This window comes from Flavilitoribacter nigricans DSM 23189 = NBRC 102662, assembly GCF_002646595.1.
GTDB lineage: Bacteria > Bacteroidota > Bacteroidia > Chitinophagales > Saprospiraceae > Flavilitoribacter > Flavilitoribacter nigricans.
Genome location: NZ_PDUD01000020.1, coordinates 282,167 through 296,400, shown reverse-complemented (window position 1 = coordinate 296,400; position 14,234 = coordinate 282,167). Strand labels below are relative to the sequence as shown.

Annotated in this window: 8 protein-coding genes and 1 pseudogene; 4 read left to right on the top strand and 5 right to left on the bottom strand. The window is 51.8% G+C overall.

The window, feature by feature from the left end:
* Positions 1-15 precede the first annotated feature (15 nt).
* The 5 genes from kbl to tilS all read right to left on the bottom strand — a co-directional run bounded on the left by kbl (position 16) and on the right by tilS (position 5,227).
* On the bottom strand, positions 16-1,203 hold the full coding sequence (kbl, locus tag CRP01_RS15220) for a glycine C-acetyltransferase (RefSeq protein ID WP_099150913.1): 1,188 nt from the start codon (positions 1,201-1,203) through the stop codon (positions 16-18).
* A complete protein-coding gene (locus CRP01_RS15215) occupies positions 1,196-2,152 on the bottom strand; it encodes an NAD-dependent epimerase/dehydratase family protein (RefSeq protein WP_099150912.1) in 957 nt (318 codons plus the stop codon). Before CRP01_RS15215 ends, kbl begins: the two co-directional genes overlap by 8 nt.
* 116 nt (positions 2,153-2,268) lie before the next feature.
* On the bottom strand, positions 2,269-2,724 hold the full coding sequence (locus CRP01_RS15210; RefSeq protein ID WP_099150911.1) for a type I restriction enzyme HsdR N-terminal domain-containing protein: 456 nt from the start codon (positions 2,722-2,724) through the stop codon (positions 2,269-2,271).
* A 25-nt stretch (positions 2,725-2,749) separates the two neighbouring features.
* Positions 2,750-3,829 carry an Omp28-related outer membrane protein gene (locus CRP01_RS15205; protein WP_099150910.1) on the bottom strand — a complete coding sequence of 360 codons (1,080 nt, stop codon included), beginning with the start codon at positions 3,827-3,829 and terminating at the stop codon, positions 2,750-2,752.
* An 84-nt stretch (positions 3,830-3,913) separates the two neighbouring features.
* Entirely contained in the window at positions 3,914-5,227 is a 1,314-nt protein-coding gene (gene tilS, locus CRP01_RS15200; protein ID WP_170110382.1) for a tRNA lysidine(34) synthetase TilS, read from the bottom strand.
* A gap of 173 nt (positions 5,228-5,400) precedes the next feature.
* On the opposite strand from tilS, the gene ppk1 reads away from it, so the two are divergent.
* The 4 genes and pseudogenes from ppk1 (at position 5,401) to CRP01_RS15180 (ending at position 14,226) form a co-directional block, all read left to right on the top strand.
* Positions 5,401-7,461 (top strand): polyphosphate kinase 1, encoded by a 2,061-nt coding sequence (gene ppk1 / locus CRP01_RS15195; RefSeq protein ID WP_099150908.1) that lies wholly within the window; start codon positions 5,401-5,403, stop codon positions 7,459-7,461.
* A 263-nt stretch (positions 7,462-7,724) separates the two neighbouring features.
* A pseudogene (locus CRP01_RS15190) lies at positions 7,725-8,888 on the top strand (DUF3419 family protein).
* A gap of 49 nt (positions 8,889-8,937) precedes the next feature.
* Positions 8,938-9,579: a class I SAM-dependent methyltransferase gene (locus CRP01_RS15185; RefSeq protein ID WP_233752688.1), complete on the top strand. Its 642-nt coding sequence runs from the start codon at positions 8,938-8,940 to the stop codon at positions 9,577-9,579.
* A gap of 234 nt (positions 9,580-9,813) precedes the next feature.
* Entirely contained in the window at positions 9,814-14,226 is a 4,413-nt protein-coding gene (locus CRP01_RS15180; RefSeq protein ID WP_099150907.1) for a T9SS type B sorting domain-containing protein, read from the top strand.
* The last annotated feature ends 8 nt before the right edge of the window (positions 14,227-14,234 follow it).

Here is a 14,234-nt window from a genome sequence, read left to right as displayed (position 1 = left end):
GTAAGCTTCAACTCCTTAAATAACCCCGAGTTCCTTCCCAACCTTGGTGAAGGCCGCAACGGCTCTTTCCAGATGTTCCCGTTCGTGCGCAGCGGACATTTGCACCCGGATCCGGGCTTTGCCTTTGGGTACTACCGGATAGAAAAAGCCGATCACATAGATCCCTTCTTCCAGGAGGCGATCCGCAAACTTTTGGGATAGCGGTGCATCGTACAGCATGATCGGCACGATGGGGTGCTCGCCGGGTATGATGTCGAATCCGGCTTCGGTCATGGCCTGGCGGAAATATTTGGTGTTCTCTTCCAGTTTATCGCGCAGGGCCGTTGAAGCCGAGAGGAGGTCTACCACCTTGATGGAAGCGCCAACGATAGAGGGAGCCACGGTATTGGAGAACAGATACGGCCGGGAACGCTGCCGCAATACTTCTACGATCTCTTTACGCGCCGCGGTAAAACCACCGGAAGCGCCACCCAGCGCCTTACCGAAAGTGCCGGTAATGATATCCACCCGGCCCATGACGTCGCAGTATTCGTGGGTACCGCGACCGGTTTTGCCCATAAAGCCGGTGGCGTGGCATTCGTCCACCATCACCATGGCGTCGTATTTATCGGCCAGGTCACAGATCTTATCCAGTTGGGCGATGGTCCCGTCCATAGAAAAAGCGCCATCGGTTGCGATCAGGCGACGCCGGGCAGATTGCGCCTCTTTGAGCTTTTCTTCCAGGTCGGCCATGTCGTTGTGGTTGAAACGATAGCGCTGGGCTTTGCAGAGACGAATACCGTCGATAATGGAAGCGTGATTCAGTGCATCGGAAATAATGGCGTCTTCCGCCGTGAGGATCGGCTCAAACAGACCGCCGTTCGCGTCGAAAGCCGCCGCGTAAAGAATGGCATCTTCCATTCCCAGAAAAGCCGCGATCTTTTCTTCCAGTTCCTTGTGGATGTCCTGGGTACCGCAGATAAAACGAACGGAGGAAAGGCCGAAGCCGTGCGTGTCGATCGCCTGCTTGGCCGCTTCGATCACGTCGGGATGGGCAGACAGCCCCAGGTAATTGTTGGCGCAGAAGTTCAGCACTTCCTTACCGCCCTGGGTTTCGATCTCCGCTCCCTGGGGCGTGACGATAATGCGTTCGTTTTTGTAAAGTCCGGCTTCCCGGATCTCAGAAATTTCTTCCTGCAGGGCAGGTTCGACATTTTTAAACATAGATATTCTTTTGGTATTGCTTGCGTAAATGGAAAATCATATCGTCCGTCATACTTTCCAGATCGTATTCCGGCTGCCACCCCCAATCCCGGCGGGCGTTGGTATCATCGATGGTCTCCGACCAGGATTCTGCGATCTTCTGACGGAAATCCGGCTGGTATTCAATGTTAAATGCGGGGAAATGTTTACGGATCGCTTCGTAGATCTCGGACGGCGAAAAGCTCATGCTGGCCAGGTTGTAACTCGTACGGACACTGAGCTGCTCTTCCGGAGCATCCATCAATTCCAGCGTAGCGCGGATCGCATCGGGCATATAGATCATCGGCAGGCGCGTATCCGGCTTCAGAAAGCAGGTGAACGGCTCTTCCCGGACCGCACTGTGGTAGATCTCCACGGCGTAATCCGTAGTACCACCGCCGGGCATTGACTGGTAGCCGATAACGCCCGGATAGCGCAGGGACCGCACATCCACACCGTATTTGAGATGGTAGTACTGACACCAGTTCTCTCCGGCGGCTTTACTGATCCCGTAAATGGTCTCCGGATGGATGATGGTTTCCTGTGGTGTTTGTTGTCGCGGTGTATGGCTGCCGAAAACGGCAATGGAAGAGGGGAAAAAGACCTTCAGGTTGCATTCCCGGGCGATCTCCAGCACATTGAACAGGCCGTTCATGTTGATGTCCCAGGCAAGTTTGGGATTTTCCTCTCCTTTGGCGGAAAGAATGGCGGCGAGCTGGTAGACTTCCGTAACCTGGTATTTCCGGACTAATCGGTGGAGCTGCTCTTTATCCATAATATCGAGCAACTCGAAAGGCCCTTTTTCTTCTTTGGGCATTTTGATGTCGGAGCCGATCACCCGATTTTCTCCAAGCTCCGCCCGCAAGGCATCCGTTAAAACCGAACCAAGTTGACCGTTGGCACCAACGATCAGAACAGTAGATTGACTCATACGAACTGGTTAGGACTGAATTATTGCTGTCAGTTGCCGGTCTTAGGGTCGTAATTCAATCAGTCCCTATCTTTTTTCTTACGACTTTCCGACAGGGAGCAACTGACTAATTTGGTTTAAAAATTCTGATATTCAGGGATGGAGGACAAAAAATTGAAACTTCGCGTTTCATAATCCATCTCACAACAAAAAGTGGCAGGTCCATTGGTTACCACTAAATATTTAACCTGTAAAGGTAGATTATAGTTGGCAATCTGCTCAAAAGTGGCCTGGGTGATCGGCACTTTCGGCGACTTGCATTCCACCATCAAAAACGGTTGTACTGCCTTATTGTAGATCAAAATATCACAACGCTTGCTCAGTCCGTTCACCAATAGCCCCTGTTCGATGCGAATGCGATTCTTATTATAGTGCTTTTCCTGCAGCAGATACTGGACCATCAACTGGCGAACGATCTCTTCGGGCTGCAAAACCAGCCATTTATTCCGGATCGGGTCCAGCAGATAACTGACTCCGGCTTCTCTTTTCAGCCGCAGTTGTTTTTCCCAAACGGTAAGATCCAGTTCGATCAATGCTACAAATTATTGCTCCGGACCACTACTGGAAGATCAGTTGCCGGCTTATCTGGCCGAGCCCGTCGTACAGTCGGAGTACATACACCCCGGCTGCCGTGGTAACCGATCGGTCGATCGACCACTGGTGCTCGCCGGCGGGCAGTTGTCCGCTAAAGATATCCTGCACCTTCCGGCCATCCAGTGTCCAGAGTTCGACCCGGAAATTTTTCCGCTGCGAAGGTAAAATTAATTTCAATAGGGAAAAATCGGAAACGACATTAGGTTGTACGGAAATCTGAAAATCTGCCTCCCCCAGCTGCCGTGTAGCGGTGGTGGCCAACAGTTCCACTCCCGCCTGGAATTCGCTGAGGGAATTGGTATTGACCACGGTGTATTTGGAGCCGTCTTTTTTCCAGATTATACTTAGAAGCCGGATATCGTTCGGATTGTAACCGAGCTCATCCAGCGCAATGGATTTCTGAATGATGACCTCTTCTCCGGCTCCAACCGCACCGGCGATCAGCTGCTCGCCAAAGGTATTATCGGATAAGCCCGCACGCAGTACATTTTTGTGCAGGGCCGTAGTTTGCCGGCCGGCCTGTGGTCCGGAAAAGGATTTTTCGACCACGTACAGACCCAGATAGAACTCCCCGGAAGTATTCTGGAAAAAGCGGGTTTTGGTTACGACGTTGAACTGACCATTATTCGGGCCCGCCAGCAGCCCCGTCTGTACGACCGGGCTCTCCTCCCTTTTTTGCGCGATCATGGCCTTTACCTCCGTTCTCATCTGGTTGGTCGTGGAAGCATTAACGGAGATGCGGTCGGAATTAAAGAAAAACTCCGGCTGGCCGAATGCTCCGAAATTGGAAGTCATCTGGGCGGCTTCAGTAGACCGGTAGTCGCCGCTATAGTGTGCGGTGATCAGATTACTGAAATTACTGTTGTCTTCCATGAGGGCTTCCATAAAATCCCAACCCCAGGTACCGCAATACGGGCACCAGGATGCGGAGATCTTGGTGATCATCGGGACCTGCGTTTGGGGAACGGTAAGGTCAGTTTGCGCAATGGACGATACGGAAAACAGGATACCAAGGACAAACAGGGAATTTTTCAGGGCGTGCATAGTGGGATGTTTAATTTGTTGCTATTTCTTACACTCCGGCAATTGCTACCGGATAACGATCCCAAAATTACAATTTTGCTGAGACTAACGCGCCCGGAAACTCAGCTTTAAGAGCCTGGAGCTTTTCGCGTCGACCTTATAGCGATCGTCGGGCCGGTGACCGACCACCCATATGATCTCGCCCCGGCCATCCAGGACCAGCCAGATCTGTTCTTTTTCGAAGCGACTCAGTTTCAGATTGGAAAAAAAATCCTGGAGCTTTTTGTGGCGGCCACCCAGTCCGAGCGGGCAAAAAACATCTCCCTCCCGCCAGTGTCGGACCGTCAGCGGGAACTGTACTTTTTCGGCATCGAGTTCCACTTCAAATTCCGAAAGGGAAAAGGAGAATTCCGCCGGGCGATCGAAGACGTCGGTCGCCAGCAGGCCGTTCTCTAATGATACCCGGCCTCCTGCCTTTTCCAGCTGGTGACTGACCGGAGGCGTGCGCTCCGATGTAGCCGGCTGGATCAAAAAAGCGTTGCGATCCGCCAGCAGGCAGTGGGTCGTCGAATACCACATGGCTCCACTGGACTTACCGGCGGCCGAAAGGGCCTGCGTCAACTGATCCGGATGAAAGCCATACGGGCTGACCCACTCGAAAAACAAAGTGGGAGCCGCGTCCCGGTGATCCTCGATAAAACGGTAATCGATCACCAACTGATCGCCCCGCTTTTGGACGTATCGTTGTTTAAGTTCGGCGATGGCCCACTCCAGTAGATGGGTGGATTCCGACCAGATCTTCAGGTTCTTTTCAAATGTTCTTTCAAAAGCAGGATTGATGCTCCGCAGTACCGGAATGACGTGGTGCCGAATGCGGTTGCGGTGATAATCGTCCTTGGCATTGGAACTGTCTTCGCGGAAAGCAATATCGTTAGCCCGGAGATAGTCTTCCAGTTCGCTGCGGGTGAAGCTCAACAGCGGCCGGATCAAATGGTCCTGGCGCTCGGATATCCCGCTCAGCCCCCGCCAGCCGGTGCCCCGCGTTTGATTGATCAGACTGGTCTCGATGCTGTCGTTCAGATGGTGAGCTGTGGCCACAAAATCGTAGCCGTGCTCCTGCCGGACGGCTTCCAGCCAGGGATAGCGTAAGTCGCGGGCAGCCATCTGGATGGAAATGCCCCTTTTGGCGGCTTCGTCCTCCGTATCAAAAGTAATGCTGTGAAAGGTGACTCCGTTATAGAGCGCCCGGGCCTTGATAAAATCGTGATCGGCATCGGAAGCATCCCCCCGCAACTGAAAGTTGCAGTGGGCAATCCCGTAGGCCCAGTCGGCAGTCTCGAATAGATGCGCCATAGTCATCGAATCGACACCTCCACTGACGGCCAGTAAGGTCCGGCTTTCCGGCAATTCCGGAAACATTGCTGCAATTTTATCGATAAAGGATACCGGCATAAATTTAATCTAGGCTTAACGCACAATCTTGCCCGCAAACAGGTTTTAAAAAGTAGTTTGCCCCAATTTTATGGTTCATTACTCATAATGAGTACTATTGTGCCAAATATAGGGTTTAATTCAACAGGCATTTCGAATACATGAGCGAAACAACAAGCAAAATAGCAAGAGACATTAGTTGGTTGCACTTTAACCACCGGGTCCTCCAGGAAGCGGCCAATCCGGAAGTGCCTCTATACGAACGGATAAAATTTCTAGCTATTTACAGCTCCAATCTGGACGAGTTCTTTAGAGTACGGGTAGCAGCCCTGCGCAGTTACCGCAAATTGCGGAAGAAAACCCGCAAAGAACTCGATATAAAACCCAAAAAACAACTCAAACAGATCCGTCAGATCGTTCGTTCCCAACAGGAAATGTTCGGGGAGATCTTTCAGGAAAATATTTTACCGGAACTGGCGGAACACGGCATTGAACTGCTAAAGCCGGACGAGTACAATGCCGAGCAACAAAAATTTGCCCACCAGTATTTTTACGAGAAGGTTTACCCGCTTTTACAAAATCTGGAACTGGAAAGCAGCAGCAAGAAAGCGCCTTTTTTATTGAATAAAGCGCTTTATCTCATTGTGACTTTCCCCGATTCTCACGACCTCAGTATTGTCAATATACCCAGTGATAAACTGCCGCGATTCATCAAGATGCCGGGAAGCGAAGCCGGGCACCATCCTATCACCTTTCTGGACGATATTATCCGCAACCATCTGGAGAACTATCTGGAGCGCGAAGTTTCGGGAGTATACGCCATCAAAGTTTCCAGAGACGCCGAGATCTATATTGATGATGAATTCAGTGGCGATCTGGTAGAAAAGATACAGGCCGGGCTCAAGGAACGTCAGGTAGGACTACCGACCCGTTTCCTCTACGACAGCCGCATGCCGGAAGACCTGGTGGCTAGGATCAAGGAACTGTTCAACCTGAGCAAGAACGACCTGATCCCGGGAGCACGGTACCACAACTTCAATGACTTTTTCGCATTTCCGGACCCCGTCGGGCATCCGGAGCTGCATTACGAGTCGCTGCCACCACTCCCCCATCCAACGCTCGAAAAGGCGGATTCGATCCTGTCACTCATCGCGAAAAAGGATCAGATGCTCCACTTTCCGTACCAGCGTTTTGACTATGTCCACAGGATGATTGCGGAAGCCGCTGCGGATCCTCAGGTAAAGGCCATTAAGGTCACCCTGTACCGGGTAGCGAATCAATCCAAGGTCGTCCAGGCCCTGCTCGCAGCCCTGGAAGCCGGTAAGGAGGTTATGGCTTTCATTGAAGCGAAAGCCCGTTTTGACGAAGCGTCCAATCTGCACTGGGGAAAGGAACTGGAAAAAGCAGGTGCCAAGGTACAATACAGCTATCCGGGTATCAAAGTGCATACCAAACTGCTGTTGATCCAGCGGGAAGAGGGCGACGATATCCGGAATTACGCCTATCTGGGCACCGGTAACTTCAACGAAAAAACCGCCAGGATCTACTGTGATCACGCCCTGCTCACGGCGGATAAAAAACTGGGCAAGGAAGTCAGCAAGATCTTTAAGGTCTTGGAAGGAGAGATCATCGTTCCCAAAACAAAACACCTGCTGGTGGCACCCTTCTATCTGCGCGACCGGCTGATCGATATGATCGATAATGAGATCGAACTGGCCAAAGCCGGGAAACCGGCCTATATGATCCTCAAAATGAATAGCCTGGAGGAGCAGGGCATGATCGACAAGCTGCTGGAAGCTAGTGAAGCCGGCGTCAAGATCCAAATGATCGTCCGGGGTATCTGTTGCCTTTTGCCCGGGCCGGACAGCAACATCGAGATCATCTCTATCGTGGACCGGTTCCTCGAACACTCCCGGGTATTGATCTTCGGTAACGGAGGTGACGAAAAGATCTATACTGCTTCCGCCGACTGGATGAATCGGAATCTTTACAACCGTATTGAGGTGGCGATCCCGATTTACGATCCGGACATCAGACAGGAATTACGGGAGATCATCGACATTCAACTGGCGGATAATTGCAAAGCCAGAAAGATCGATCCCGATCAATGCAATACTTTCCGAACAGGGCCGGACGGCTCATCCGTTAACCGGGCCCAACTGGATATTTACAATTATTTAAAACAGCAAGTCGAAATCGAAGAACCCGAGGTTAGAGCTTAGAGTGTGTTTGGGATTTTTTCTTTGTGGCGAAAACAGTCAATTTTTTGTTTAGGCGAAGCTCATTTTGAAGTGCATACCCGGAGGGTACGGACAGAAAAATAGCTGAAGTATAAACGAAAAAGTGGCGTTTGCAGCCCGATTAATAATTCCCAAACACACTCTTAATCTTCACTTAACCAAAGATTAGCAATTAGATAAACTGTTTCCGGCACCAGGCCCGGGACTTAGACTGTATTTTTGGTCCGAACCCAATAGTAATCATCGTGACCAAAAAAATAGATCAGATCCAGGACTGGGTCTTCCGGCAGATCCATAATCGCCACCTCGTCTACAATACCTGCTGGGAAGATCCCCGCTGCGACCGGCAAATGTTGCAATTGGAACGAGACAGCGAGATCGTTATGATCACCAGCGCCGGATGCAATGCGCTCGAATACCTGCTGGACGAACCCGCCCGGATCCACTGCATCGACGTCAATCCCCGCCAAAATGCCCTCCTGGAACTCAAAAAAGCTGCCCTCCGTCAACTGAAGCACAATGATCTGTTTCTGCTGTTCGGTAAGGGCTGGCATCCCAACTGGAGTGAGATCTATACCGGTCAGTTGCGGCCGTTACTTCCTGACTATGCCCGCGCTTACTGGGACAGCCACCAGCAATACTTCAACGGTCAGGGACTACGAAAATCCTTTTACTACTACGGCTCTTCCGGCAGCGTGGCCTGGTGGGCGCGCCAGTACCTGAAATCCCGCCCCAAACTGCACCGGCAGATCCGGGAAATGTTCGAGGCAGGCAGTCTGGAAGAACAGGTCCGGCTTTACGGTCAGATCGAAGGGAAGGTCCTCAACCGGCTGATCCAGTGGGTCGTGAATCAGCACATTACCCTGTATGCCGTAGGGGTGCCCCGGAGCCAGCGGGCGCTGTTTTTTGACCAGCACGAAGATGGAGTATTGGGCTATATCAAACGCAGTATGCGGCAGGTATTTACCCAATTGCCGCTGAAGGATAATTATTTCTGGTAGTTGTATTTCCACGGATGTTATTTTCTGGATTGTTGCCCGGCTTATCTGAATGCGGCCAATCAATCCGCCATCGCCCGGCAAACGAACCGTATCGATCAACACACCATCACCCTGAGCGATTTTCTAAAACAATTCCCGAAGGCTTATTCCCATTACGTGCTGCTGGACCACCAGGACTGGCTGGCCGCCAATAACCGGCCGGCACTGGCGGAAGAGTGGCAACTGATCCTAGCTAATAGCCAGCCCGGTACCCGCATCCTGCTGCGCTCCGCCGCCGATGAGATCAGTTTCCTGCCGCCGTTCGTCCGGGAACGGGTAACGTTTGACCCCGATGCAGCGGCCGTTTTTCATACCCTGGACCGGGTGGGGACCTACGGTAGCGTTTACATCGGAACCGTCCGCCACTAAACACCTAAAACCATCATTTCCAATTTTTTAAAACTCAATTTCCTCTATCGTGCACAAAACCCGGATCACATCCAGTATCAAGGAACAGAATCAGACCATTGCCACTTACTATCAGTTTCAGTCCGGGATCTATGACCTGACCCGCTGGTCCTTTCTGTTCGGACGTAAACGCATCGTTCGGGAACTTCCCTTTCAGCGGGAAGCGCTGATCACCATCCTCGAAGTAGGCTGCGGAACGGGATACAATCTCGCCCAGCTGGCCCGTCACTATCCCAATGCGCGTTTGCAGGGAATGGATCTGTCGGCAGACATGCTGCAGATCGCAAAGCGAAATACCCGGAGGTTCGGCAATCGGGTGGAACTGATCCAGGCTCCTTACGGACAGTCTCCCCTCTCCTACCGGCCGGATGTGATCCTCTTTTCCTACGCCCTGACCATGATCAATCCGCAGTGGAAAGACTTACTCGACCGGGCCGGCGAAGACCTGGCGGACGGAGGGATCATTGCCGTTGCCGACTTTCACGATTCCCGGCACGACTGGTTCAGGAATCATATGGGCAATCACCACGTTCGCATAGACGGACATTTGTTGCCGATCCTTTCCGATCGCTTTAAACCGCTGCTCGCTGAGGTTAAACCTGCTTATTTTGGCGTTTGGGATTATTTGGTTTTTGTGGGAGCGCGAGGGTGATTCGGGTGAGGGGGAGATTTAGGAGATGGGGTGAAGGGGAGATGGGGTGATTTGGTGACGAATTGACCGATTGATTCACCTATATTTTTAAGTTGTAAACAACTGTTAACCAATTATATAATTTATTTTTCTTTGCTTTTCATTGCTATAAGCTTCTTAATTTGTCCTAAAACCCCTTCCGGGCTTTGCTTACATTTATGGCGCAATTATTTTCCCAGGAACAGCAAAGCACCAATGACCAAAGCGCCTTTCCCTAAAACCCTGTTATTATGGCCACTCCTGTTATTTTTCACCCTAAGCGCAGGAGCTTCCACGGAGACCGAACTTCCTATTTTACTGGATTGCAGCCAACATTACAATCCGCTGTACTATCAGGGTTCCGACGGTAGTGCGATCATCCGGATCTCCGACGGAACGCCCCCCTACGTTGTCAGCTGGACGGGTCCGGTGACCAATGCCGGTCTGCTCGACACCAATGGGGTGTACCGGATCCAGGACCTTCCGGCCGGTATGTACGAGATCCAGGTAGAGGATGCCGATGGCGCAACGGCGAATTGTTCCTTTACCCTCGACGAGGTGGAGTGTGATATCAGTTTGGACCTCCTCACCGCGGCTACTACCTGTCCGGGGACGGCAACCGGTACTTTTGCCTTCACCTATAGCACCAGGTACAATTCGGTGAATATAGAGTGGAGTGGTCGCGATCAGGCTCCTCTGAATATTTACGGGATCAATACTTTCGGCACCACCTTGCTTCCGGCGGGTACCTACGGTGTGACGATCACCGATTCCCGCAATTGCAGGATAGCGGACTCCACGGTTATTGCCGAAGCTCTGCCGCTGGCCCTGGATTGTGCAAGCTTTCGGAACCCCGGTAGCGCTTCCGCTCAGGACGGTAGTATCTCTCCCACGCTTTCCGGAGGCAGTCTCCCCTATACCCTGCGCTGGACCGGGCCGGTGAGTGATACCGCCCAGATCGACAATCCCACTGGTTTTATGATCAATAGTCTGCCGGCCGGAACCTACGATCTGGAGTTAACCGACAAATACGGCTGTATTGCATTTTGCAGTACAACTTTGGGCAATCCAATCCCCTGTGCGGACTTTTCCGTAGAACTCGTACCCAACTCTCCCAAATGCCCCGGGGAAAATTCAGGAAAGCTGCAGATAGAGGTCACGGGCGGTACACCTACCTTCATTTATGACTGGGCCGATGATCAATACGATGGGCAGGGTGCTGACGGTGAACTGAAGGATCTGCCGGCCGGAATTTACGCACTCAGCGTAAGCGACCAAAATGGATGTGTGGCGGCCGCCACCGCCATCATTCAGGAGGCAGCCCCCTTGTTGGTCACCTGTGGAGATCCCAATTTCCCAACCGGTCAGGACACGATGAACGGGGAGTTTATTGTTCAGATCGATCCCCAGGCACCGCGACCGTTTACTATTGAATACAGCAATGGTTTGGAAACCTTAACCTGGCCCACTTCCAACCCCTTATTATTTAATGTTTTTCAGATCGATAGTCTGGCGGAAGGCCTTTACACCGTTAGTGTCACGGATGGTAACGGATGTGTTTCCAGCTGTTCGGTGGATATGAACATTCCCGGCTGTGAAAAAAAGCTGGTAAACGTGGTCAGCCAATTCTCCAACTGCCACGGAGAAAGCGCCGGAAGCATCAATCTGCAGCTAATCTCCGGCACACCTGCGGATTATACCTTCGATTGGCAAAACGATGCCTACGACGGCCAACACCAACTTACTCAGCTGGCCAGTGGATTTTATCCGGTTACCATCACGGCGGCCAACGGCTGTGTAGATATCCGAAATATTTTGATCAATGATCCCCCTCCGCTGATCCTGTCCTGCCTGGATACGATCAGCCCGGGTACCATTGGAGCTGCCGATGGAAGCAATACGGTTTATGCACTTGGTGGTTCGCCCCCGTACGCCATCACCTGGACGGGGCCCGTAAGTGGTTCCCGTACTGGCCTGCCTCCCGGAGAATTTTCCATTGGGGGACTCACTGCCGGCGAATATTTTGTCGCTATTGTAGACAACAATGGCTGTAGTACCGATTGCACCTTTTTCATTAATGACCCCGCTCCGGATTGTGAGCTGGAACTGACGTGCCGGGAAAACGGCCCGGGAGAAGGCTTAGGCCCGGGAAGTTATTCATTTGAGATCAAAGGCGGCACTCCCTTATACGACCTTCAGCTGCAGGGAACCGCCAAGCTCGATTTTGTATTGGATACCGCGGGCACCTGGACCAGCGGCTTATTGCCCGCCGGGGATTGGACCTTTATCGTAACCGATGCTGAAGGTTGCACCCAAAATTGTACGTTCACGGTCGATCCGCCGCCATGTGATCTGCAAGTGGACGTTTTTTCCTATGGGGAGTCCTGCGCTAATGAAAGTGATGGTCGGATTGAGGTCAATATTGTCAGTGGAACACCTCCTTTCAAGTTTCAGTGGAGTAATGGTGCAACTACTCTGGATCAGTATGGGCTGAGACCGGATGCTTACGAGATCACCGTAACCGATGCCAATAATTGTGAAAATGAGACCCTGGTCTTCATCGGCTACGGTCTGCCCTTACCGGAACTCACCGCTGACCTGGGCACCACTATTTGCTGGGGCCAATGTTACCAGTATCCGATCAGTTTTACCGGTTCTCCGCCCTTCACGCTCGAATACACCGTATTCCAAAATGGGCGTACCGAAAGTTACCGGGAAGAATTTCAGGACCTACAGAATTATCTGGAGATCTGCCCTGAGGATCTGGGACTTACGCCTGGTTCTTTTCTCATCAATTTCGGTCAGCTCAGCGACCGAAAATGTAGTCAGGAGATCAACACAGTGCGGTCATTTGCTTACCAGGCTCCCGTCCATTCCATCCTGCAGGTAAATGAATGCGTCACTGATTCCATAGTGATCGAGAACACCGTTTTTACGCCGGCTAATCCCGGAGGCACCATCGTATTAGCCAATGCGGCGGCCAGTGGTTGCGATAGTCTGATCGAGGTACTTCCCATTTATTTTAATGAAACGGAACATATCGAACAAGTGCTGTGCCCGGGGGAAAGTCTGACGATCGGCAATGAGATCTTTGATCAAAACCGGCCCACGGGCACCGTTATCCTTCCGAATGCCACCGCCGATTTTTGCGATAGTATCATTGTTGTATCTCTTGATTTTACGGCCTCGATCACTTCCGAGCTGGAAGAAACCCTCTGCGCCGGAGACAGTCTGATCGTTGGCAGTGAAGTTTTCAATGCCGATCGACCGGCGGGCTCGGTCATCCTGCAAACTGCTTTGGGTTGCGACTCTACGGTCACAGTCAATCTCCATTTCCTTCCCGAACGGCAGGCCACGCTGCGGGGAGACACTTTAATCTGTGCCGGTGGAGAAAGCTATCTCAGACTGGTAGTCAGCCCCGGAGGAACCTATAATTACCAAATCCAATCTGCTGCCGGACTGATCAGCGGCAGTAGTGATCGTGAAGAGCTGATCATCCCACAAAACCCAATGCAATCGGACGTTTTCGTCCTGCAATCCATTACCTCTGCAGATGATTGCCCCATAATTATCAGGCAGGATTCCGTGAACATTTCCGTTAGTAATCCCCAAATTAGCCTGCATCCATTAGCGGACTATCATGGCTTCGGCGTCAGTTGCGCCGAAGCCCATGATGGTCAGCTGGAGGTAAACGTAGAGGGAGGGATTGCTCCCTTTGAGGTACTCTGGAACGACGGTTCGCCGGGGACGGTCAAAACCGGTCTTGCTGCCGGAACTTACTCGATCAGCCTTACCGATCAGATCGGTTGTACAGCGGAAACTACTGCCGTCCTGGAAGCCCCTGCTCCCCTTTCCGGAAAAATGGAAGGAATAACGGAAGGATGTAATGAATTTGCTATTCCGCTGATACGGATCCATGAGCTGAGTGGAGGTAGCGGAAATTATTTTTACCAATTCAATGGCGGAGGCTACGCACCCTTGGGTACCGCACCGGTAGAATTGGGCCCGCTGGACAGCAGCGGCGTATACCAGGTGTTCATACAAGATGAAAATGAATGTACGCTTATGCAGGAGGTCATTATTCCGCAGAGCGAACAGCTTTTGCTGGATCTGGGCCCCGATCGCAGTATTTCCCTGGGGGATAGTATCTTGATCAGCCCTTTACTGAATTTTACCCCGCAAAGCTGGGACTGGTTTCCGAATACCTGGGTGCGTGATACTGCGGCTTTGGAACTGCGCGCCACGCCCCAGCAGAGTACTGTTTATCGGTTTACCGCCCTCAGTGAAGGTGGCTGCACGATCTCCGATGAAATAAAAGTTACGGTAAATACCCAGGTGCCGGTATTTATTCCCAACGCATTTTCGCCCAACGGGGACGGCGTGAACGACCGGCTGACGGTTTATTCAAATCAAAGTGTCTCCCAAATTGAACGTATGGCAATCTATGACCGATGGGGCAACCAGCTCTACCAACGTCGGCAGTTTCCGGCAAACGATCCCCAATACGGTTGGGATGGCCGGTATAAAGGCAGGTTGTTGGGATCAGGTACCTACATTTGCCAACTGGAATTGCAGTTAATCAACGGGCAACGGCTTCGCATGAGCAGTGCGGTAGATATGATCAGATAAATGAAGTG

Coding starts and splice junctions, on each gene's coding strand:
- tilS (WP_170110382.1), bottom strand. CDS start 5,227: ATGTTTCCGGAATTGCCGGAAAGCCGGACCTTACTGGCCGTCAGTGGA.
- ppk1 (WP_099150908.1), top strand. CDS start 5,401: ATGAGCGAAACAACAAGCAAAATAGCAAGAGACATTAGTTGGTTGCAC.
- CRP01_RS15180 (WP_099150907.1), top strand. CDS start 9,814: ATGACCAAAGCGCCTTTCCCTAAAACCCTGTTATTATGGCCACTCCTG.
- CRP01_RS15215 (WP_099150912.1), bottom strand. CDS start 2,152: ATGAGTCAATCTACTGTTCTGATCGTTGGTGCCAACGGTCAACTTGGT.
- CRP01_RS15205 (WP_099150910.1), bottom strand. CDS start 3,829: ATGCACGCCCTGAAAAATTCCCTGTTTGTCCTTGGTATCCTGTTTTCC.
- kbl (WP_099150913.1), bottom strand. CDS start 1,203: ATGTTTAAAAATGTCGAACCTGCCCTGCAGGAAGAAATTTCTGAGATC.